The 21,930-nt window shown below is 71.5% G+C and carries 18 protein-coding genes; 2 read left to right on the top strand and 16 right to left on the bottom strand.

Annotated elements, in window-relative coordinates; genetic code table 11:
* Positions 1–31: 31 nt before the first annotated feature.
* Genes DEJ49_RS06320 through DEJ49_RS06285 form a run of 8 tightly spaced genes read right to left on the bottom strand, consistent with a single transcriptional unit; the run spans position 32 to position 8,196 of the window.
* Positions 32–793 carry a ferredoxin reductase gene (locus DEJ49_RS06320; RefSeq protein ID WP_150183125.1) on the bottom strand — a complete coding sequence of 254 codons (762 nt, stop codon included), beginning with the start codon at positions 791–793 and terminating at the stop codon, positions 32–34.
* A complete protein-coding gene (locus DEJ49_RS06315) occupies positions 786–1,403 on the bottom strand; it encodes a sulfite oxidase-like oxidoreductase (protein ID WP_150183123.1) in 618 nt (205 codons plus the stop codon). Before DEJ49_RS06315 ends, DEJ49_RS06320 begins: the two co-directional genes overlap by 8 nt.
* Entirely contained in the window at positions 1,400–2,794 is a 1,395-nt protein-coding gene (locus DEJ49_RS06310) for an amidohydrolase (RefSeq protein WP_150183121.1), read from the bottom strand. The genes DEJ49_RS06315 and DEJ49_RS06310 overlap by 4 nt, the downstream gene beginning before the upstream one ends.
* 50 nt (positions 2,795–2,844) lie before the next feature.
* Positions 2,845–3,606, bottom strand: a complete 762-nt coding sequence (locus DEJ49_RS06305) for a nucleoside phosphorylase (protein ID WP_150183119.1) — start codon at positions 3,604–3,606, stop codon at positions 2,845–2,847.
* Positions 3,603–4,505, bottom strand: coding sequence for an ABC transporter permease (locus DEJ49_RS06300; RefSeq protein ID WP_150183117.1), 903 nt, complete (start codon positions 4,503–4,505; stop codon positions 3,603–3,605). The genes DEJ49_RS06305 and DEJ49_RS06300 overlap by 4 nt, the downstream gene beginning before the upstream one ends.
* Positions 4,505–5,593, bottom strand: coding sequence for an ABC transporter permease (locus DEJ49_RS06295; RefSeq protein ID WP_150183115.1), 1,089 nt, complete (start codon positions 5,591–5,593; stop codon positions 4,505–4,507). Before DEJ49_RS06295 ends, DEJ49_RS06300 begins: the two co-directional genes overlap by 1 nt.
* A gap of 1 nt (position 5,594) precedes the next feature.
* Positions 5,595–7,163, bottom strand: coding sequence for an ABC transporter ATP-binding protein (locus tag DEJ49_RS06290; protein ID WP_150183113.1), 1,569 nt, complete (start codon positions 7,161–7,163; stop codon positions 5,595–5,597).
* Complete coding sequence (locus DEJ49_RS06285; RefSeq protein ID WP_150188071.1) at positions 7,147–8,196, bottom strand: BMP family ABC transporter substrate-binding protein; 1,050 nt, start codon at positions 8,194–8,196, stop codon at positions 7,147–7,149. The genes DEJ49_RS06290 and DEJ49_RS06285 overlap by 17 nt, the downstream gene beginning before the upstream one ends.
* 360 nt (positions 8,197–8,556) lie before the next feature.
* Here DEJ49_RS06285 and mtnA point away from each other — a divergent pair, with 360 nt between their 5' ends.
* Positions 8,557–9,627 (top strand): S-methyl-5-thioribose-1-phosphate isomerase, encoded by a 1,071-nt coding sequence (mtnA, locus tag DEJ49_RS06280; protein ID WP_150183111.1) that lies wholly within the window; start codon positions 8,557–8,559, stop codon positions 9,625–9,627.
* Between the two features lie 74 nt (positions 9,628–9,701).
* Here mtnA and mtnB read toward each other — a convergent pair whose 3' ends face one another.
* The 8 genes from mtnB to DEJ49_RS06240 all read right to left on the bottom strand — a co-directional run bounded on the left by mtnB (position 9,702) and on the right by DEJ49_RS06240 (position 18,128).
* Positions 9,702–10,313: a methylthioribulose 1-phosphate dehydratase gene (mtnB, locus tag DEJ49_RS06275; protein WP_150183109.1), complete on the bottom strand. Its 612-nt coding sequence runs from the start codon at positions 10,311–10,313 to the stop codon at positions 9,702–9,704.
* Positions 10,310–11,038, bottom strand: coding sequence for an acireductone synthase (gene mtnC / locus DEJ49_RS06270; RefSeq protein WP_190329272.1), 729 nt, complete (start codon positions 11,036–11,038; stop codon positions 10,310–10,312). Before mtnC ends, mtnB begins: the two co-directional genes overlap by 4 nt.
* Positions 11,035–11,625 carry a 1,2-dihydroxy-3-keto-5-methylthiopentene dioxygenase gene (locus DEJ49_RS06265; protein ID WP_150183108.1) on the bottom strand — a complete coding sequence of 197 codons (591 nt, stop codon included), beginning with the start codon at positions 11,623–11,625 and terminating at the stop codon, positions 11,035–11,037. Before DEJ49_RS06265 ends, mtnC begins: the two co-directional genes overlap by 4 nt.
* A 59-nt stretch (positions 11,626–11,684) precedes the next feature.
* Complete coding sequence (locus DEJ49_RS06260; protein WP_150183106.1) at positions 11,685–12,749, bottom strand: LLM class flavin-dependent oxidoreductase; 1,065 nt, start codon at positions 12,747–12,749, stop codon at positions 11,685–11,687.
* 233 nt (positions 12,750–12,982) lie between these two features.
* A complete protein-coding gene (locus DEJ49_RS06255) occupies positions 12,983–14,593 on the bottom strand; it encodes a glycerol-3-phosphate dehydrogenase/oxidase (protein ID WP_150183104.1) in 1,611 nt (536 codons plus the stop codon).
* Between the two features lie 5 nt (positions 14,594–14,598).
* Positions 14,599–16,143: a glycerol kinase GlpK gene (glpK, locus tag DEJ49_RS06250; RefSeq protein ID WP_150183102.1), complete on the bottom strand. Its 1,545-nt coding sequence runs from the start codon at positions 16,141–16,143 to the stop codon at positions 14,599–14,601.
* A gap of 68 nt (positions 16,144–16,211) precedes the next feature.
* On the bottom strand, positions 16,212–17,003 hold the full coding sequence (locus DEJ49_RS06245; protein ID WP_150183101.1) for an MIP/aquaporin family protein: 792 nt from the start codon (positions 17,001–17,003) through the stop codon (positions 16,212–16,214).
* Between the two features lie 360 nt (positions 17,004–17,363).
* On the bottom strand, positions 17,364–18,128 hold the full coding sequence (locus tag DEJ49_RS06240; RefSeq protein WP_150183100.1) for an IclR family transcriptional regulator: 765 nt from the start codon (positions 18,126–18,128) through the stop codon (positions 17,364–17,366).
* Positions 18,129–18,395: 267 nt separating this feature from the next.
* Here DEJ49_RS06240 and metH point away from each other — a divergent pair, with 267 nt between their 5' ends.
* Positions 18,396–21,926: a methionine synthase gene (metH, locus tag DEJ49_RS06235; RefSeq protein ID WP_150183098.1), complete on the top strand. Its 3,531-nt coding sequence runs from the start codon at positions 18,396–18,398 to the stop codon at positions 21,924–21,926.
* Positions 21,927–21,930: the final 4 nt, after the last annotated feature.

Here is a 21,930-nt window from a genome sequence, read left to right as displayed (position 1 = left end):
ATCCGATGTGTCAGGCGATTATGGACCGGGGTCAGCCGAAGCGTTCGATCCGGATCCGGTCCACCGGCTGGCCGCCCTCCACCAGGAGTCGCGAGGCGTGCTCGGCGAACCCGTTGGAGCCGCAGATGTACGCCTCCCAGCCGCCCTCGGGCTGCCCCTCCGCACCGAGGAACGGCGCGAGGTGGGCGGCGTTGAGCCGGCCCTCGGAGCGGGTCAGGACGACGGTGGTCTCGTCCGCGTACTCGTCCGCGTAGATCAGGTCCGCGGGCGTGCGCGCCGACATGACGAGCCGCACCGGCACGTCGAGCCCCGCGAGCCGCTGGTGCCGGACCATCGACATCAGCGGCACCACGCCCGAGCCGGCCCCGAGCAGCAGCGCGGGCCGGTCGCCCGGCCAGGCGAAGAAGCCGGACAGCGGCCCGCGCACCTCGACGGTGTCGCCGACGTGCGCCACGGTGTGCAGATGCCCCGACACCTCGCCGTCCGGCACGTGGTCGAGGGTCAGCTCGATCTCGCCGCTGCCGTCGGGCGCGGAGGCGATGGAGTAGTGCCGCTGGGCGACGTAACCGTCCTCGGCGGTCAGCCGCAGCATCAGGTGCTGGCCCGGCACATGCCCCTGCCAGTCGGGCACCTTCAGGCGGAACGTGGAGACGAGCGGCGTCTCGCGGCGGATCTCCACGACGGTCGCGCGCTGCCACACGGCCGCGGAACGGTTGCTCGCCTCGATGCGGCCGGGCACGGCGAACGCCGTCGGCGGCACGAAGCGATCCTGGCGGGTCTGTGGTTCAGTCACCGGCGTAACGCTCCTCGGCCCACGGGTCGCCCCGGTGGTGGTAGCCGTTCTGCTCCCAGAAGCCGGGCTCGTCGCGGTCGAGGAGCCGCAGCCCCGCCACCCACTTGGCGCTCTTCCAGAAGTACAGGTGGGGGACGATCAGCCGGGCCGGGCCGCCGTGCTCGGCGGGCAGCGGCCCGTCGCCGTACTCCCAGACGATCCACGCCTTGCCGTCCGTCACGTCGGACAGCGGCAGGTTCGAGGTGTAGCCGGTGTGCGAGTACGCGACGACGTGCGTCGCCGTGGGGAGCGGGCGGGCCGCGGCCAGGAACGTGTCCAGGCTCACCCCGCCGAACCGCACCCCGAACTTGGACCAGCTCGTCACGCAGTGGATGTCGCCCCGGTACTCGGACGCGGGCAGCGCGTGCGCCTCGTCCCAGGTCCAGGTGTGCGGGGCCGCGACGAGACCGTCGACGCGGAACGTCCAGTCGGCGGCGGCGAGGCGTGGGGTGACCTCGGCGGACAGGACGGGCCAACCGTCGCCCGCGTCGTACTGCCCCGGGGGCAGCCGCGGGTCGCGGTCGGCGGCTCGGGCGCGGCCGGTGAAGCCGCGGGTGGGTTCGAACGTCATGCGGTGGGTGTCACTTCGGGGGTCGGTGCCGGTTCGGAGGGGGTCGATGTCACTTCGGTCGCGGTCGCCGCGTCCTGGAGGGCCCGCAGGACCGCCCGCTCGTCGAGGGTGAGCAGCGTCCGGTCGCGCATCAGGACACGGCCGTCCACCACAGTGTCCCGGACATCGGCGGCGGACGCCGCGTACGCCAGCGTCGACCACGGGTCGTGCCGGGGCGCGAGGTGCGGCCGGTCCAGGTCGAGGACGATCAGGTCGGCCTGCTTGCCGGGCTCCAGCGAACCGAGGCGGTCGCCGAGGCCGAGCGCACGCGCCGACTCGACCGTCGCCATCCGGACGGCCTGCTCGGCGCCGACCGCGGTGGGGTCGCCGCCCGCCTTGTGCACCAGCGCCGCGATCTTCACCGCGCCCAGCAGGTCGAGTGTGTTGGAGGACACCGCGCCGTCGGTGCCGAGACCCACCGTGACGCCCGCGTCGAGCAGGGCGGGCACGCGCGCGATGCCGCAGCCCAGCTTGAGGTTGGACACCGGGCAGTGCGCCACGGCCGTGCCGGTGCGGGCCAGCGTCGCGATCTCGGCGTCCGTGAGGTCCACGGCGTGCGCGAGCAGCGTGTCGGGGCCGAGCACGCCGAGCGAGTCGAGGAGTTCCACGGGGCGCATGCCGTGGAGCTCGACGACGTTCGCGACCTCCGCGGCGTTCTCGGAGGCGTGGATGTGCAGCAGCGCGCCGTGCTCCCTGGCCAGCGCGGTGATCTCGGTGAGCTGCGCGGGGTTCAGCGTGTACGCGGAGTGCGCGCAGACGACGGGCCGGGTGCCCGGCGCCGGGACGTACGCCTTCAGGTGCGCGGTCGCCCAGCCGAGCCGCTCCTCGTACGGCCTGCCGTCGGGCGGTCCCGGCACGTCCATGAACGTCGGCCCGGTCAGCAGCCGCCACCCGGCGTCGCGGGCGGCTTCCTCGGCCGCCTCGTGGAACCAGTACATGTCGAGCGCGGTCGTGACCCCGCCCCGTACGGACTCCGCGACGGCGGCGCGCATCGCGGTGGCCACCGTGTCCGGCGAGAGGATCGCCGCCTCGCGCGGAATGACCCGGCCCAGGAACCCCTGCAGGGTGACGTCGTCGGCGATGCCGCGCATCAGGTTCATGGCGAGGTGCGTGTGCGTGTTGATCAGGCCCGGCAGGACGAGGCAGCCCCGCGCGTCGATCTCCTCGGCCGCCTCGTACGCGGCACGCAGCCGCTCGGCGGGCCCCACCTCGACGACGCGGCCGCCGCGGACGGCGACCGCCCCGTCCGTCACGACGGTGCCCTCGGCGTCGACGGTCAGCACGTCGCCGCCGTGCACCAGCAGGTCTATGGAGCCACCGCGGTCCTGCGCCGGCAGGTCAGTGGGGTGCATCGTTCCGTTCTCCCTGGTCGCCTCGGTTTCGGGCTGCTCGCCACGGATGTTCAGCGCTCGGTGGAGGCCAGCAGGCGCAGCGCGTCCAAGGTTATCCGGGCGCCCCGGTCGACTCCGTCGGCGACCACCGCGCGGTGCGGGTCGTACCCGCCCGTGGCGTCCTTGTCGACGAGCTCGTCGGCGTTCGCGCCGTCCACGACCAGGGCGCCGCCCGCGGTCAGACCGTGCGTCGAGGCGAAGACGTACAGCGCGGAGAGCTCCATCTCGATGGCCGCGATCCCGGCGGCCGCGTACGCCTCGCCGGGCAGCGGCAGGAACCCCGGCTGGAACGCGGCCCGCGTCCACACCACCCCGCGGTGGTACGGGGCTCCGGCGGCCCGCGCCGCGCGCTGCAGGGCGAGCACCGCCTCGGGCGCCGAGAACGCCGGGTACTCGGCGGGGATCAGCTGCTGCGTCACACCGTCGTCCCGCACCGCGGCGTCCGCGATCACCAGGTCGCCGTCGCGGATGCCGGGCCGGATCGCGCCCGCCGTGCCGAGCCGCAGGATCGTGCTGACGCCCGCCTCGGCGAGCTCCTGGAAGAGCAGGATCGCGCCGGGTGCGCCCACACCGTGCGAGGCGACGACGACGGGCGTGCCCTGCCAGGTGCCGGTGAAGGTGCGGTACTCACGGTGGTACGACACCTCCTTCGCGTCGGCCAGGAGATCGGCGACGGCGGCCGCACGGCCCGGGTCGCCGACGACGACCGCGTGCGCGGGCAGGCCGGTGCGGGGGACACGGGTGATGGGCAGGGCGTCGATGGGCGACGTCATGTGGATGCTCCAACCAGAGACTCGGGATGCTTGCGGCGCCTGCGGCGCGCCGTGGAAAGGAAGAGGGCGACCAGGGTCACCACGTAGGGGGCGGCATCGGTGGCCTGCGGCGGCAGACCGTTGCCCTGGAGCCGGAACCCGACGGCCTCCGCGATTCCGAAGAGCAGCCCGGCGAGCAGCACCCCGAGAGGCAGCGCCCGGCCCAGCATCACGGCGACCACGGCGATCCAGCCGCGCCCCGCCGTCATGTTCTCCGAGAACAACGTGACGTTGCCGAGGGCGAGTTGTGCCCCGGCGAGACCGCAGAGCAGCCCGCCGGTGAGGACGGCCGCGTACCGGTACTTCGCCGGGCTCACCCCGAGCGTCGCCGCCGCGTCCGGCGCCTCGCCGACCCCGCGGAGCCGCAGCCCCCACGGGTGGCGCGCGAGGAATACGGAGGCGACGGCGACCGCCGCCCAGGACACGTACACGAGCGGCGAGTGCCCGGACAGGATGGGCCCGAGGAAGGCGAGGTCGACGGTGCCGAGCCCCGCGAGGCCCGGGTCGGAGAACGTGCCCTGCACGCCGAAGACCGAACGCAGCAGGAACCCCGTGAGCCCGACGGCGAGGAGGTTGAGCGCGACACCGAGGACGACGGCGTCGCCCCGCAGACTGATGGTCCCCACGGCGAGGATCATCGCGTACGCGGCGGACGACAGGGCCGCGAACAGGACACCCAGCCAGGCGCTCCCGGTGAACCAGCTGCCCGCTACCGCGCTGAAGCAGCCGATGAGCATCATCCCTTCGAGGCCGATGTTGAACACGCCGGCCCGCTCGCACACCGCGCCGCCGAGCGCGGCGAGCAGGATCGGGGTGAGGGCGAGGAGCGCCGAGTGGAACAGCGCGGAGTCGACGGACATCAGAGGTCCCCCTCGGGAGCCTTGAGGGCGGCCTTCTCGGCGCGCTGCCAGGTGAAGCGCAGGCGCGCGGCGAGGAAGACGATGACGACGGCCTGCAGCACCTGCGTCAGCTCGCGCGGCACCTCCGTGGCGCGCTCCATCGCGAGCCCGCCCACGTCGAGCGCGGCGAAGAACAGCGCGGCGAGCGCGGTGCCCAGGGGCGCGGCCGAGGCGAGGAGCGCGGCCGTCAGACCGGTCCAGGTGTGCCCCGCGGCCGTCAGCGAGCCGTCGATGAAGCGGTACGGGAAACTGAGCACGCCGATCGCGCCGACGAGCCCGGCGACGGCGCCGGACACCGCCATGAGGCGCAGCGTGAGCCGGGGCGCGTCGACCCCCGCGTACGCCGCGAAGCGCGGGTTGAGCCCCGTCATGCGGATCTCGTAGCCGGTGGCGGTCCTGGCGTCGGCGAAGACGAAGACGCCCGCGGCGAGCACGACGAGCACGAGCCCGACGGTGACCGTCGAGGAACCGAAGGCGGGCAGCTCTACACCGGCCGGGAGGCGCCGGGTCTGCGGAAGGCTCGACCCCTCCTCCTTCAGCGGGAACCGCGCCAGGTACGAGGCGAAGGACATCGCCGGATAGCTCAGCAGCAGACTGCTCACCAGCAGCGGCACGCCGAACCGGTTCTGACAGACCGCGGCGAACGCCGCGTACAGGGCGCCGGCCAGCATCCCGGCGAGCAGCGCGGCGACCACGGCGAGCGGCGCGGGCAGCGGAACGTACAACCCCATTGCCGCGGCGGCGATCCCACCGAGCACGAGCTGCCCGTCACCGCCCAGGTTCAGGAGCCCCGCCCGCATCGGGACGGCCAGCGCGACGGCCAGGCCCAGGATGCTCGTGCCGGTGGTCAGCGTCGACCCGATCCCGTCGGGCCCGAGCGAGCCGCTGAGGACGGATCCGTACGCGCCGACCGGCTCGGCACCCGTGCCGACGAGGAACAGCGCCCCGACGGCGACCGCGGCGACTACGGAGTGCAGGGCGGACGACCTGAGCGCCCGCCGGACGGGGGAGTGTTCCCCGTACAGACGGGAGAGGCTCTCGACGGCCATGTCAGGGGGCCTCCTTGAGGGGGACGGGCGGGCGAACAGGTACTTGGGCGGATGTCTCGGGCGGGCCCTTCGGCGCGCCGCCCGCCATCGCGAGCCCCAGCGCCCGCTCGTCCGCCTCCTCGCGGGTGAACTCCGCCGCGATCCCGCCCTCGTACATCACGAGGACCCGGTCCGAGAGGCCGCGGATCTCGCTGAGCTCGGCGGAGACGAGCAGGATCGCGTGGCCCGCGTCGCGGTGCGCGATCAGATGGTCGTGGATCGTCTGGACGGCGCCGATGTCCACGCCCCGGGTCGGCTGCTCGACGAGCAACAGGGGTGCTTCGTGGGCCAGTTCACGGCCGATCACGAGTTTCTGCAGGTTGCCGCCGGAGAGCGAGCCCGCGGGCTGCCCCGACGACGCCGTTTTGATACCGAAGCGTTCGACGAGCACGCGCGCGTGCTCGCGGAGCCACCCGGGGCGCAGCAGGCCGTGCCCGCGGTGGTGGCCCATGGCGAGATTCTCCGCGACGGTCGCGGCCGGCGCCGTGCCGACCGCGGCCCGGTCCTCGGGGACGTACGCGAGCCCCGCCGCACGCCGTCCCGCGGCCGACGTACCGGTGATGTCCTGCCCCGCGAGCGTGACCCGGCCCGCGACGGCGGGCCGCAGCCCCGCAACGGCCTCCGCGAGTTCGGACTGGCCGTTGCCCGCGACCCCCGCGATGCCGACGATCTCCCCGGCGCGGACGGTGAGCGACACGTCCCGCACCCCGTCCGCCGTCAGGGACTCGACCGAGAGGACGGCGCCGCCGGGGGCGCCCGCCGGATGGATCCGGTCCAGTTCCACCGCGCGGCCCGTCATGGCCGCCGCGATGGCGTCCGCGCTCGTGTCGGCGGTCCGCATGCGCGCCGCGACCCGCCCGTCCCGCAGCACCGTCACCGCGTCACTGCCCTCCATGACCTCGCGCAGCTTGTGCGTGACCAGGAGGACGGTGCGGCCCTCGGCGGCGAGCGAGCGCAGCACCCCGAAGAGCGCGTCCGCCTCCGACGGCGTGAGCACGGCCGTCGGCTCGTCCAGGATGAGCGTCCGGGCGCCCCGGTACAGGAGCTTGAGGATCTCCACCCGCTGGCGCACCCCCACCGGCAGGTCACCGACCTTCGCCGCCGGATCGACGGCGAGCCCGTGCTCCTCGGCGAGCTTCGCGACCCGCCGCACCGCCTCCGCCCGGTCCGTGAGACCAAACCGGCGCGGCTCGGCCGCGTACACGACGTTCTCGGCGACCGTGAAGGACGGGAACAGCTTGAAGCTCTGGTGCACCATGCCGAGGCCCGCGGCGATCGCCTCGCTCGGGCTCGCGAACGACACCTCGCGCCCGTCGAGCACGATCTGCCCGGCGTCCGGGCGCAGCAGCCCGTACAGGACGGACATCAGCGTCGACTTGCCCGCGCCGTTCTCTCCCATCAGGGCGTGGATCTCACCGCGCCGGACGGTCAGGTCGACCCGGTCGTTGGCGAGGGTGCCGGGGAACTCCTTGGTGATACCCCGCAGTTCGACGGCGTCGGGTGCGCCGTCAGGCTCAGGCCGCGGGGTCATCGACGGTCAGCTTTCCGGCCGCGATGTCGTCGCGCAGCTTCTCGACGCGCGCGAGGACGTCGGCGTTGGCGGGCTCCGCGATCAGGCACTCGGAGTCCTTCAGACCCGGCTCCAGACCGGTCAGCGACATGCCGCCCTCCTTGAGGCCGTACGACACGGTGGTGCCGCCCTTGCCGTCGAGGATCTGCCCGATGCCCTTCTCCACGGCCACGTCGGTCTTCTTCAGGACGTTGTCGACGACCTCGCCGGGGCTGGTCAGGCACTGGTTGGCGTCCACGCCGTACGCCCGGAACCCCTTGGCCTTCGCGGCCTGGAAGACACCGGTGTTGCCGGCGGCCGCGGCGGCCATCACCTGGTCGGCGCCGCCCGACGCGAGGGTCGATGCCTGGTCCTTGGCGCGCGCCGCGTCGTTGAAGGGCGACTGCCCGCCGACGAACAGTGTCCGGGACCGCACACCGGGGCTCACCTTCTTCGCGCCGGCCGCGAAAGGCTCGCTGTACCGCCGGAACTGCGGGGTGTCGAGCACGTCGACGGCCCCGACCTTCTTGCTCTTCGTCAGCAGTCCGGCCTCGGCGCCCGCGAGGAAGACGGCCTCGTGCTCGCGGAACACGGCGCATGTGACGTTCTCGTACGTCTTCTTCGTGCACGCGTCGACGAGCAGGAACTGCTGCTTCGGATGGGCCTCGGCCTGCTGCGCCACGATGTCCGCGAACTCGAAGCCGACGAGCGCGATGACGTCGGGGGAGGAGTCGACGGCCGAGGCGACGTTCTGCTGCCGCGAGTCGGTGTCGCTGCTCTGGAAGACCTTCTGTGAGCCGTCGTGCGCCTTCGCGGCCGCTTTCACCCCGGAGACGGCGAGCTTGAGGAACTCGTTCTGGGCGACCGGGTCGGGGGTGACGAGCGTGAACGTCCTGCCGCCTTCCGCACCGCCCGAAGCGCTGTCCTTCGCCGCCGCGTTGCAGCCGGTGGCGAGCAGGACGGCGCCGACGGCCGCGGCGGTGAGTCTCAGGGGCGTGCGCGTACGCGGAGACAGCAGGGACATGGCATCGCCTTCGTGGAGGTGCCCGGGGCACGGGCGGTGAAAGGAGAGTCGTACGTGCTGGAACGGTGTCGCTCAGCCGCAGCAGCGGAAACAGCACGGACAGCGGCGACAGCGGCACATTCGACGGCCACAGGACACGGCGGGGCAGCACATCGCGTCGGCTTTCGCGGCCATGGCTGTCCTCCTCGCACCGTCGATCGGATCGATCTGTCCCGGGTGGCGGCGAGGGTAACACTGGAATTCGGACGGCCGTGCGGTCGTCTCGAAGTGTGGTTCGAGCACGTCGGGTACGGTGACGGCACCCCTCCTCCCATGGCCGGAATCGCCCCCCTTCATTCGGAGTTGACCCCCATGAACAGCCAGGAACTGCGCGCCGTGACCTGGACGGCCGCCGCGGAGGACGGCGTGCCGTTCCTCTCCCTCATCGACCAGACGGCGCTCCCGCACTCCCTGGAACGCCTCGACGTCACGACCGTCGACGGCGTGGTCGACGCGATCGTCCGCCTCGTCGTGCGCGGCGCCCCCGCCATCGGCGCGGCCGGTGCCTACGGCGTCGCCGTCGCCCTGGCCCAGGCCGCACGCGAGGGCTGGGACCGGGCCCGCCTGGACGCCGAGATCACCCGCGTCCGCGAGGCCAGGCCCACCGCGGTGAACCTCATGGTGTGCGTCGACCGCGTGCGGCCCCACGTCGACCGGGGCATCGACGCGGTCCTCGCCGAGGCCGACGCGATCGTCCGCGAGGACCTGGCGGCCAATCACGCGATGGGCGCGTACGGAGCCGATTGGCTCCTCGACCGCGTGGCGCCCGGCACGGACCGCCCGCTGCGCATCCTCACCCACTGCAACACCGGCGCCCTCGCCACGGCAGGCTGGGGCACGGCACTCGGCGTCATCCGCGAACTGCACGCCAGGGGACGCCTGGAGACGGTGTACGCCGACGAGACACGCCCCCTCCTCCAAGGCGCCCGCCTGACCGCCTGGGAACTCGCCCAGGAAGGCATACCGCACTATGTCCAGGCGGACGGCGCGGCGGCCGGCACGATCCTGCGCGGCGAGGTCGACGCGGCGATCGTCGGCGCGGACCGCGTCGCGGCCAACGGCGACACCGCCAACAAGGTCGGCACGGTCGGCGTCGCCCTGGCCTGCGCGCACGCGGGCATCCCGTTCATGGTGGCGGCACCGACCACGACGGTCGACCTCGCGACGGCCACGGGCGACGACATCCACATCGAACTCCGCTCGGAGGACGAGGTCCTGGAGTGGGCGGGCATCCGCACGACCCCGAAGGCCTCCCGCGGCCACAACCCGGCGTTCGACGTGACGCCGGGGTCCCTGGTGACGGCACTGGTCACGGAACGGGGCGTGCTGGAGGTCTCCGACGGAGAGCTGCCGCAGGAAGGTTTCAGCCCCTCCGGCGTTTGAGGAGCGGGGTCCGGGGCGGAGCCCCGGTTTCGGGAAGGGGCGGGATCGGGGAAGAAACCTCCGGAGGCACAACCTCAGCCCCGCACCGCCGCCAGCTCGAGGAGCCACTCCACGACCTCGGCCCGATGCCGCGCCTCGCGAGGATCCGCCCCCCAGACATAGATCCCGTGCCCGGCGACCACCACCGCCGGCATCCCCGGCCGGAGCGCCGCCTCCAGGCGGTCGCCGAGCACGGTCATGTCCTGGCTGTTCTCGATCACCGGCAGCACCGCCGCCACCTCGTGCGTCGGATGCCCGAGCCCCTTCAACATCTCCAGGTTCTCGAACGGGATCCCCGCGGGCGACCGCTGCCCCATGACCACCGACGCCACGGTGTGCACGTGCACCACCGCGCCCGCCCCCGTGAGCCGCACCACGCGCGCGTGCAGGGCGGCTTCGGCGGAGGGGCGCCCGGGTCCGACCGCGACGCCCGCGCCGTCCGTCAGCACCACGTCCGACGCCGTCAGCTCGCCCTTGTCCCGGCCGCTCGCCGTGACGGCCAGCCGCAGCGGGTCCCGAGACAGGACCAGGGACAGATTCCCCGACGTCCCGCGCATCCAGCCGAAGGAAGCGAACCGCGCCGCCTCCGCGGCGAGCACGGCCCCCGCCCCCTCCAGGTCCAGGGCCGCGGCGGTGGTCTCGGTCATGAACTGCTCCTAGCGGCAAGGGTGATCCCGGAGAAGTCCGAGACCTGCGGGTGGTCGCCGAAGTCGGCGTCGGCGTAGGGCTCCCCGGCCCGGCGCACCCCGACCGACCGCCAGCCCGCGGCCCGCGCCGCGTCCAGCTCGCCGGGCCGGTCGGAGAGGAAGAGCAGCCGCCCGGGGGCGACTCCGGTGGACGAGGCGATGGCCCGGTAGGAGGCCGCCTCCTGCTTGGGGCCCGCGTTCTCCGTGTCGTACAGACCGCTGACGAGATCCAGCAGGTCACCCTCCGCGGAGTGCGCGAACCACGCCCGCTGCGCGGACACGGAGCCGGACGAGTACACGTACAGCCGCACTCCGTCCGCGTGCCAGCGCCGCAGCACCGGGATGACGTCCGGGTAGAAGTGCGAGACGAGCTCCCCGCGCGCGAAGCCCTCCGCCCACAGGATGCCCTGGAGCGTCTTCAGGGGCGTCGCCTTGCGGTCGGCGTCGGCCCAGGCGCCGAGGACCTTCTCCACCCGCGCCGCGTCCGCGTCCGGCTCGCCGATCTCCGCCCGCACCTGCGCGACGGCCCGCGCCACCTCCGGCTCGGTGCCCCGCGAGGCGAGCAGCTCACCGAACCGCTCGCGGGCGTACGGGTACAGCACGTCGACCACGAACCCCGTGGCGCTCGTGGTGCCCTCGATGTCGAGCACCACGGCGTCCACGTCGTGCACCGGAACGGCACTCACGCGGCGTACCCCGCGTGGATCTCGTCGAAGTCGGGGAAGCGGTCCGCGATCGGGCTGCCCGTGAACGTGCCGATCCAGCCGTCCTCCTCGTGGAAGAAGCGGATCGCCGTGAACGCGGGGGACGTCCCCATGTCGAACCAGTGCGTCGTACCGCGCGGCACGCCCAGCAGGTCGCCCTTCTCGCAGTACACGGCGTGCACCTCGCCGCCCACGTGGAGGTAGAAGATCCCGGCGCCCGCGACGAAGAACCGCACCTCGTCATCGTCCTCGTGCGTGTGCTCGGCGAGGAACTTCTGCCGGGCGGCCCGCGCCTTCCCGGCCCACTCGGGGTCGTCGCCGACCGGCGGGTGCAGCGCCACCACGTCCACGGTCCGGAAGCCCTCTTCGGCGTTGAGCTTGTCGATCTCCGTGCGGTACGCCGCGAACACGGTGTCGCTGTCGGCGTCGGCGGGCACGTCCTCGCGCACCGGCCACTGCTCGTACCGCACGCCGACCGGGGCGAGCGCGGCGGCGATCTCGACCGGGTCCGAGGTGCGGCGCACGACGGTCTCGGGGCCGGTTTCCGGCCAGGTCGTGAGGAGAGTCATGGGTCACTCCAGGGCAGGTCAGAGCTGTTCTTCGGATCGTAGTCCGCGCCGTCGGCGCGTCACAGGGTGTCCCACAGCGTGGACGGCGCGGCCCTGCGCACCACCGGCGCGATCTCCTCCGCGAACCGTTGCAGCGTCTCGGTCTGCTCGCCGCGCGAGAGTCCGAAGCCGTCCACCGAGATGGACTGCAGGTCGTGGCCGTACACCTCGTGGTAGCCGAGGATCTTGTCGATGATCTGCTGCGGTGAGCCGATGAGCTGAGGCCCGTCCGCGATGGCGTCCTCGATGGTGCGGAACGGCGTGTTGTAACCCGCCTTGCCCGCCAGGTCGGGCCGGAACGTCTGGGCGACCTTCGCCTCGTACAGCTCCTTGTAGCGCGCCACCGCCTGCTCGGCGGTGTCCGCGATGAGCAGCCCGCCGGAGCCCGCCGCCACGTGCGCGCGGGCCGGATCGTGGCCGTACGCCTCGAACCGCTCGCGGTAATGGCCGATGAGCGAGGCGTACGCCGAACGCGGCTGGATGGCGTTGGCGGTGAAGAGCGGGTCGCCGTGCTTGGCCGCCAGCTCGGGGGAGTTGAGAGAGGTCGCCGAACCGTGCCAGACGCGCGGCGTGCCCGCGTAGGGGCGCGGGACGGTCGTCACGTCCTTCAACGGCGGCCGGAACTCGCCCTCCCAGTCGACGTTCTCCTCGTCCCACAGGCGGCGCAGCAGTTCGTACTTCTCGCGCTGGAGGTCCCACTGCCGGGCCTCGTCGAGCCCGAACAGGTCGAAGTGCCCGGCTTCGGCGCCCTTGCCGACGACGAGTTCCACCCGGCCGCGCGAGATCTGGTCGAGCGTCGCGTAGTCCTCGGCGACCCGCACGGGGTCGAGGATCGCGACGACGGTGACACCGGTCAGGAGTCTGATCCGGGAGGTGCGCGCGGCGAGGGCGCCGAGCACGACGGTCGGGCTCGACGACAGGAAGGCCCCCGCGTGCCGCTCGCCCACGGCGTAGGCGTCGTACCCGAGCCGCTCCGCCGTCACACCGATCTCGATGACGTCCTCGAACCGTTCGGCGGGGGAGGGAAGTTCACCGGTCAGGGGATGCGGGGAGTGGGAGATGAGGGACAGCACTTGAAACTTCATGGTTCAACACTGCGCGCCGAACGTTGCGGGGCTGTGGCGGCGGTGTGGCACGAGCGGCAGGGCATGAGCGGCAGGGCATGAGCGGCAGGGCATGAGCGGCAGGGCATGAGCGGCAGGGCATGAGCGGCAGGGCATGAGCGGCAGGGCATGAGCGGCAGGGCATGAGTAAGGGGCGACCGCCCATGGCGATCGCCCCTTACCGACCCTCTACCGGCCTGCTACGAAGATGTCCGTCAGGCCTTCTTCTTCAGCAGGTCCTCGACCTTGCCGCGCACCTCGTCCGTGGCCAGGCCGCGGATCGTCAGCGTCGTACGGCGGCGCAGCACGTCGTCCGCGGTCTCGGCCCACTCGTTGTCGCGGGCGTAGACGACCTGGGCCCAGATCTCCGGGGCGTCCGGGTGGACGCGCTCGGCGAGCTCCGGGTTCTCGTTCGCCAGGCGGGCGATGTCGAAGGAGAGCGAGCCGTAGTGCGTCGCCAGGTGCTTGGCGGTGTCGGCGGCCATGCGCGGGCCGGGCGCCGGGCCGTCCACCAGGAGGCGGTGGGCGACGGCGCGCGGGTTCGCGATGCCGGGCAGCGGCAGCTTCTTCGGCAGCGAGGAGACCGGCTCGTAGTCGTCGCCCAGCGGGTGGCCCGGCAGCGACTCCAGCTTCTTCATGATGGTCCGGCCGATGTGGCGGAACGTCGTCCACTTGCCGCCCGCGACCGACAGCATGCCGCCCGCGCCCTCGGTGACGACCGTCTCGCGCTTGGCCTTCGAGGTGTCGCCGGGGCCGCCGGGCAGCACCCGCAGACCCGCGAAGGAGTACGTGATCAGGTCCCGCGACAGCTGCTGGTCGCGGATGGAGAACGCGGCCTCGTCCAGGATCTGCGCGGTGTCGGCCTCGGTGACGCGCACGTCCGCCGGGTCGCCCTCGAACTCCTCGTCCGTGGTGCCGAGCAGCAGCATGTCCTCCCACGGCAGGGCGAACGTGATGCGGTACTTGTCGATCGGGGTGGCCAGCGCGGCCTTCCAGGGGGCGGTGCGCTTGAGGACCAGGTGCGCGCCCTTGGACAGGCGGATGGAGGGCGCGGCGGCCGGGTTCTCCATCTTGCGCAGGTGGTCGACCCAGGGTCCGGTCGCGTTCAGGACCAGCCGGGCGTTGACACCGAACTCGTCACCGGTCGTGCGGTCCTTGAGCTCAGCGCCCGTGACCCGGCCCTTGGTGAAGCGCAGACCCGTGACCTCGGCGTGGTTGAGGACGGCGGCACCGGCCTCGACGGCCGCGCGGACCGTCATCAGGGCCATGCGGGCGTCGTTCATCTGGTCGTCGCCGTAGACCGCGACGGCCTTCAGGTTGTCCGTGCGCAGCTCCGGCACGTCCTGCGCGGCCTTCGACGGCGACAGGAGGTGGCCGACGCCGTCGCCGAACGCGGAGAGCGCGCTGTACGCGAACACGCCCGCGCCGAGCTTGGCGGCCCCGTGCGGGCCGCCCTTGTAGACCGGCAGGTAGAACGTGAGCGGGTTCGCCAGGTGGGGGGCCACCTGACGGGAGACCGCGCGACGCTCGAAGTGGTTCTCCGCGACCAGCTTCACCGCGCCGGTCTGCAGGTAGCGCAGACCGCCGTGGAGCAGCTTGGAGGAGGCTGAGGAGGTGGCGCCGGCGAAGTCACCGGCGTCCACCAGGGCCACCCGCAGTCCCGACTGCGCGGCATGCCAGGCGGTGGAGATGCCCAGGATCCCGCCGCCGATCACCAGGAGGTCGTACGTCGCCTTGGAAAGCTGCTCCCGGGTCTCGGCGCGGCTCTGGTGGGAACCGGCGGCCGGATGCGTCCCGAGGGCAGGGACGCTCTGCAGGGTGGTCATGTGTCTTACTCCTCGCCACTCTCGTCGAGCCAACCCATGGACCGCTCGACGGCCTTGAGCCAGCTCTTGTACTCACGGTCGCGGGTGCCCGCGTCCATGTGGGGGGTCCACTCCGCGGCCCGCCGCCAGTTGGCGCGCAGCTCGTCGGTCGAGGACCAGAAGCCGACGGCGAGGCCGGCGGCGTAGGCGGCACCGAGGCAGGTCGTCTCGGCGACCATCGGGCGCACCACGGGTGCGTCGAGGAAGTCCGAGATGGTCTGCATCAGCAGGTTGTTGGAGGTCATGCCGCCGTCGACCTTGAGTGCCGCGAGCTCGACGCCGGAGTCCTTCGTCATGGCGTCGGTGATCTCACGGGTCTGCCAGGCCGTGGCCTCCAGGACGGCGCGCGCGATGTGCGCCTTGGTGACGTACCGGGTCAGACCGGCGATCACACCGCGGGCGTCGGAGCGCCAGTACGGGGCGAACAGGCCGGAGAAGGCCGGTACGAAGTAGGCGCCGCCGTTGTCCTCGACCGACGACGCGAGCGTCTCGATCTCGGCGGCGGAGTTGATCAGGCCCATCTGGTCGCGCATCCACTGCACCAGCGAACCGGTGACGGCGATGGAGCCCTCCAGGGCGTAGACCGGCTTCTGGTCGCCGATCTGGTAGCCGACCGTGGTCAGCAGGCCCGAGTAGGAGTTGATGGCCTTGTCACCGGTGTTCAGGAGCATGAACGTGCCGGTGCCGTACGTGGACTTGGCCTCGCCCTCGTCGAAGCAGGTCTGGCCGAACAGGGCCGCCTGCTGGTCGCCGAGCGCGGAGGCGACGGGGATGCCGCCGAGCAGGTCGCCGAGCTGTCCGCCGGTGACCTCGCCGTAGACCTCGGCGGAGGAGCGGATCTCGGGGAGCATCGCCATCGGCACGCCGATGGACTCACAGATTCTGGCGTCCCACTCCATCTTGTGGAGGTTCATCAGCATGGTGCGGGAGGCGTTGGTGACGTCGGTGACGTGCTTGCCGCCGTTCACACCGCCCGTGAGGTTCCAGATGACCCAGGAGTCCATGGTGCCGAAGAGGATGTCGCCGGCCTCGGCGCGCTCGCGCAGGCCGTCGACGTGGTCGAGCAGCCAGCGGGCCTTGGGACCCGCGAAGTACGAGGCGAGCGGCAGGCCGGTCTCGCGGCGGAAGCGGTCCTGGCCGACGTTGCGCCCGAGCTCCTTGCAGAGCGCGTCGGTGCGGGTGTCCTGCCAGACGATGGCGTTGTGCACCGGCTCGCCGGTGTTCTTGTCCCACAGCAGCGTGGTCTCACGCTGGTTGGTGATGCCGATCGCCTTGATGTCGTCGCGGGTGATGCCGGCCTTGGAGACGGCTCCGGCGACGACCTCCTGGACGTTGGTCCAGATCTCGGCGGCGTCGTGCTCGACCCATCCCGGCTTCGGGAAGATCTGCTCGTGCTCCTTCTGGTCGACGGAGACGATCCGGCCGTCCTTGTCGAAGACGATGCAGCGGCTCGAGGTGGTGCCCTGGTCGATGGCCGCGATGAAGGGGCCTGCGGTGTGTGCGTCGGTCACGGTGTGCTCCAGAAGTTCTTGGCTGTCGGTCTCGGCGTCTGTGCCGGTCATCGGTCGCTGTCGCGGGTCTACTTGAACGCGACGTTGTAGAGACCGCCGGCGATGGCGCCGCCGATCAGCGGGCCGACGATCGGAACCCAGGCGTACGACCAGTCCGAGCTGCCCTTGTTCGGCAGCGGGAGCACGGAGTGGACGATGCGCGGACCGAGGTCACGGACGGGGTTGATCGCGTAGCCCGTGGGGCCACCGAGCGAGAGGCCGATGCCGACCACGACGAGCGCGGTGATGAGCGCGCCGAGGACGCCGAGGCCGTTGCCGCCGTCGTTGAGGCCCTGCGTGAGGATGGCGAGGACCAGGACGACCGTGGCGATGATCTCCGTGAGCACGTTCTGGACGTAGTTGCGGATCTCGGGGCCCGTCGAGAAGATCCCGAGCACCGGTCCCGCCGCGGGGGCGGCCTTCTGGTCGACCATGCCCTCCTCGACGGGCTGCGCCGCGAGGATCTCGGGGTCGGTCAGGTGGGCCTTGAACTGGCCCATGTACGTGACCCACACCAGCACGGCGCCGATCATCGCGCCCAGCAGCTGCGAGGCCAGGTAGAGCGGAACGTCGCTCCACTTGGTGCCGCCCTCGATGGCGAGCCCGAGCGTGACCGCCGGGTTCAGGTGGGCGCCGGAGACGCCGCCCGCGAGGTAGGCACCGGTCAGTACCGCGAAGCCCCACCCGAAGGTGATCGCGAGCCAGCCGGCGTCCTTGGCCTTTGAGCGCTTGAGCGTGACGGCGGCGCACACGCCACCGCCGAGCAGGATGAGCACGGCGGTACCGATGGTCTCGCCGATGAAGATGTCGGAGCTGGACACCCGCGACTCCTTTGTCCTTCGTCCAGGGGAAGGCGAACCCCGGGTCCCTCCGGTGGTCCGCGACCTCAGGTGAGGTCGTTGCCGGCCCTTGGCCTTGTCCCACTCTAGCGCGTAATGCCGGTAGGTGTTCGACAATGCCGACCGATGGACGCGAGTCTCGCTCCGGGGTTACTCGCTCGTCAAGAGTTCTGTTATTGAAAACACGATCGTTATTGATCGTTTCGACCTATCGGTCCGGACCCACCCGTCCGACACCCGACCAAGCCCGTTCACCCAGGGCCCGGATACGTCCATAGATCGTCGCGCGAACCCGTGCCACCTGCACGTCGAACCGCCGCCCCGCCCTGCCGCCCGCCGGGCTCAGAACCGCCCGGCGCCCAGATCCCGGGACACCGCACGCGCGCAGTCCCGCACCGCGGCGATCAGCTCGGGCCGCAGCTCCCCGTCCTTGCACACGCGCTCCACGGCGCCCGTGACACCGACCGCGCCGACCGGCATCCGCCGCCGGTCGTGAATGGGCGCGGCCACGGAGGCGATGCCCTCCCAGGTCTCCTCGACGTCCGACGCGTACCCGCGCGCGCGAGTCAGATCGAGGACGCCCTCGAACCCTTCGGGATCGGCCACCGTGTGTACGGTGAACGTCTTCCGCTCCACCTCGACGGCTTCGTTGTGCGCCACCGGGTCGTACGCCGACAGGACCTTGCCGAGCGCCGTGGAGTGCAGCGGCTGCATGGCCCCCACCTCCAGGACCTGACGGCTGTCGTCGGGCCGGAAGACGTGGTGGACGATCAGCACGCCCTGCTGGTGCAGGACCCCCAGGTGCACGCTCTCGCCGCTGGAACGGGCCAGATCGTCCGTCCACACCAGGGCGCGCGCCCGCAGCTCGTGCACGTCCAGATAGCTGTTGCCGAGACGCAGCAGCTCCGCGCCCAGCTGATAGCGGCCCGACGCGGAGTCCTGCTCCACGAAGCCCTCCGCCTGCAGGGTGCGCAGAATGCCGTGCGCCGTACCCTTGGCGAGATCGAGGGCGGAGGCGATCTCGGAGAGGCCGAGCCGTCGCTCGCCGCCCGCGAGCAGCCGCAGCATCGCCGCGGCCCTTTCGAGCGACTGGATGTTGCGTGCCATCGCAGCCCCGACCTCCGTCCCCTAGCACCAATTCGACGTTCGACAATGCTGAACACTATCGGTCGTTGTCGACCTGCCGCTAATACGCGGACGGCCTGTCCTGTACCCGAGGACCACCCCGGTGACCCGATCCGGCCGAACCCGCCCGGCCCGTCCGTCCCGTGGACTACTTCACAACGGGACCATGGTCCCGGCTACCCTGACCGAGTGCGCCCTCCAGCCAGAGGACGCAAAGCCGACAGCCGTCGCACTCCAGGGAGCTCTTTCATGGCCTCGTCGCCAACCCCGTCGTCGCAGCCCACGCCTGTTTCGTCCGAGAGCAGGACCCGAGCCGACGCCCTCCGCGAGGCCCTCGCCACCCGCGTGGTGGTGGCCGACGGCGCGATGGGCACCATGCTCCAGGCGCAGGACCCGACGCTCGACGACTTCCAGCAGCTCGAGGGCTGCAACGAGATCCTCAACGTCACCCGCCCCGACATCGTGCGCTCCGTCCACGAGGAGTACTTCGCGGTCGGCGTGGACTGCGTGGAGACCAACACTTTCGGCGCGAACTTTGCGGCGCTGACCGAGTACGACATCGCCGACCGGAACTTCGAGCTCTCCGAGGCGGGCGTCCGCATCGCCCGCGAGGTCGCCGACGAGTTCACCGCCTCCACCGGACAGCAGCGCTGGGTCCTCGGCTCCATGGGCCCCGGCACGAAGCTGCCGACGCTCGGCCACGCCCCGTACACCGTCCTGCGCGACGCCTACCAGACCAACGCCGAAGGCATGATCGCCGGCGGCGCCGACGCCCTCCTGGTGGAGACCACCCAGGACCTCCTGCAGACGAAGGCCGCCATCCTCGGCGCCCGCCGCGCCCTGGACGCCACCGGCGCGAACCTCCCGCTGATCTGCTCGGTCACCGTCGAGACGACCGGCACCATGCTCCTGGGCTCCGAGATCGGGGCGGCCCTGACCGCCCTGGAGCCGCTGGGCATCGACATGATCGGCCTGAACTGCGCCACCGGCCCCGCCGAGATGAGCGAGCACCTGCGCTACCTCGCCCGGCACTCCCGCATCCCGCTCTCCTGCATGCCGAACGCGGGCCTCCCGGTCCTCGGCAAGGACGGCGCGCACTACCCCCTGTCGGCCTCGGAGCTGGCCGACGCCCAGGAGAACTTCGTCCGCGACTACGGCCTCTCCCTGGTCGGCGGCTGCTGCGGCACCACCCCGGAACACCTGCGCCAGGTCGTGGAGCGGGTCCGGGGTGTCGAGACGGCCCCGCGCGACCCGCGCCCCGAGCCGGGCGCCGCGTCGCTGTACCAGACGGTGCCGTTCCGCCAGGACACCTCGTACATGGCGATCGGGGAGCGCACCAACGCCAACGGCTCCAAGAAGTTCCGTGAGGCGATGCTGGAGGGGCGCTGGGACGACTGTGTGGAGATGGCGCGCGATCAGATCCGTGAGGGCGCGCACATGCTGGACCTGTGCGTGGACTATGTGGGCCGCGACGGCGTGGCCGACATGGAGGAGCTGGCCGGGCGTTTCGCCACCGCCTCCACGCTGCCCATCGTCCTGGACTCCACCGAGGTCCCCGTCATCCAGGCCGGCCTGGAGAAGCTGGGCGGCCGCGCGGTCATCAACTCCGTCAACTACGAGGACGGGGATGGCCCCGAGTCCCGCTTCGCGAAGGTCACCGCGCTGGCCAAGGAGCACGGCGCCGCGCTGATCGCGCTGACCATCGACGAGGAGGGCCAGGCCCGCACCCCTGAGCACAAGGTCGCCATCGCCGAGCGCCTGATCGAGGACTTGACGACGAACTGGGGCATTCAGGAGTCGGACCTTCTCATCGACACCCTGACCTTCACCATCTGCACCGGCCAGGAGGAGTCCCGCAAGGACGGTATCGCCACCATCGAGGCGATCCGTGAGCTGAAGAAGCGCCACCCGGACGTGCAGACCACGCTGGGCCTGTCCAACATCTCCTTCGGCCTCAACCCGGCCGCCCGCGTCGTCCTCAACTCCGTCTTCCTGGACGAGTGTGTGAAGGCGGGTCTGGATTCGGCGATCGTGCACGCCTCGAAAATCCTGCCGATCGCGCGGCTGGAGGAGGAGCAGGTCAAGGTCGCCCTCGACCTGATCTACGACCGGCGCGCCGAGGGTTATGACCCGCTGCAAAAGCTGATGGAGCTCTTCGAGGGCGTCTCGACGAAGTCGATGAAGGCGGGCAAGGCCGAGGAACTCCTCGCCCTGCCATTGGACGAGCGGTTGCAGCGGCGCATCATCGACGGCGAGAAGAACGGCCTGGAGGCCGACCTCGACGAAGCGCTGCAGGACACCCCCGCCCTGGACATCGTCAACAACACCCTGCTGGAGGGCATGAAGGTCGTCGGTGAGCTGTTCGGCTCCGGGCAGATGCAGCTGCCCTTCGTGCTGCAGTCGGCCGAGGTGATGAAGACGGCGGTGGCGCATCTGGAGCCGCACATGGAGAAGTCGGACGCGGAGGGCAAGGGCACCATCGTGCTGGCCACCGTCCGCGGCGACGTGCACGACATCGGCAAGAACCTCGTCGACATCATCTTGTCCAACAACGGCTACAACGTCGTCAACCTCGGCATCAAGCAGCCGGTCGCCGCGATCCTGGACGCCGCCGCCGAGCACAAGGCCGACGTCATCGGCATGTCGGGGCTGCTGGTCAAGTCCACGGTGATCATGAAGGAGAACCTGGAGGAGCTCAACCAGCGCCAGATGGCCGCCGACTACCCCGTCATCCTGGGCGGCGCCGCCCTCACCCGCGCCTACGTCGAGCAGGACCTGCACGAGATCTACGAGGGCGAAGTGCGCTACGCCCGCGACGCGTTCGAGGGCCTGCGCCTGATGGACGCCCTCATCGCGGTCAAGCGCGGCGTGCCGGGCGCGAGTCTGCCCGAGCTCAAGCAGCGCCGGGTGCCCAAGCGTGATGCCCCGGTCGTCGTCGAGGAGCCGGAGGGCCCCTCGCGCTCCGACGTGGCCGTCGACAATCCGCTGCCCACGCCGCCGTTCTGGGGCACCCGCGTCATCAAGGGCATCCAGCTGAAGGAGTACGCCTCCTGGCTGGACGAGGGCGCCCTGTTCAAGGGGCAGTGGGGCCTCAAGCAGGCCCGTACCGGGGACGGACCCACGTACGAGGAGCTTGTCGAGAGCGAGGGCCGCCCGCGCCTGCGCGGTCTCCTGGATGAGCTGCAGACCAAGAACCTCCTGGAAGCGGCCGTCGTCTACGGCTACTTCCCGTGCGTCTCCAAGGGCGACGACCTGATCATCCTGAACGACGACGGTTCGGAGCGCACCCGCTTCTCCTTCCCCCGTCAGCGCCGCGGGCGCCGGCTGTGCCTGGCCGACTTCTTCCGCCCGGAGGAGTCCGGCGAGACGGACGTGGTGGGACTGCAGGTGGTCACCGTCGGCTCGAAGATCGGCGAGGCCACCGCCGAACTGTTCGCCGCCGACTCCTACCGCGACTACCTCGAACTGCACGGTCTCTCCGTCCAGCTCGCCGAGGCCCTCGCGGAGTACTGGCACGCCCGAGTGCGCGCCGAACTCGGCTTCGGGGGAGAGGACCCCGCCGACGTGGAGGACATGTTCGCCCTGAAGTACCGCGGCGCGCGCTTCTCGCTCGGCTACGGCGCCTGCCCCGACCTGGAGGACCGCGCCAAGATCGCCGAGCTCCTGCAGCCCGAGCGGATCGGCGTACAGCTTTCCGAGGAGTTCCAGCTGCACCCCGAGCAGTCCACCGACGCGATCGTCATCCACCACCCCGAGGCGAAATATTTCAACGCGCGCTGATCCG

The organism is Streptomyces venezuelae, from assembly GCF_008642335.1.
Classification (GTDB): domain Bacteria; phylum Actinomycetota; class Actinomycetes; order Streptomycetales; family Streptomycetaceae; genus Streptomyces; species Streptomyces venezuelae_F.
The sequence above is the reverse complement of the archived record's forward strand: the minus strand, read 5'-3'. Positions and strand labels throughout refer to the sequence as shown.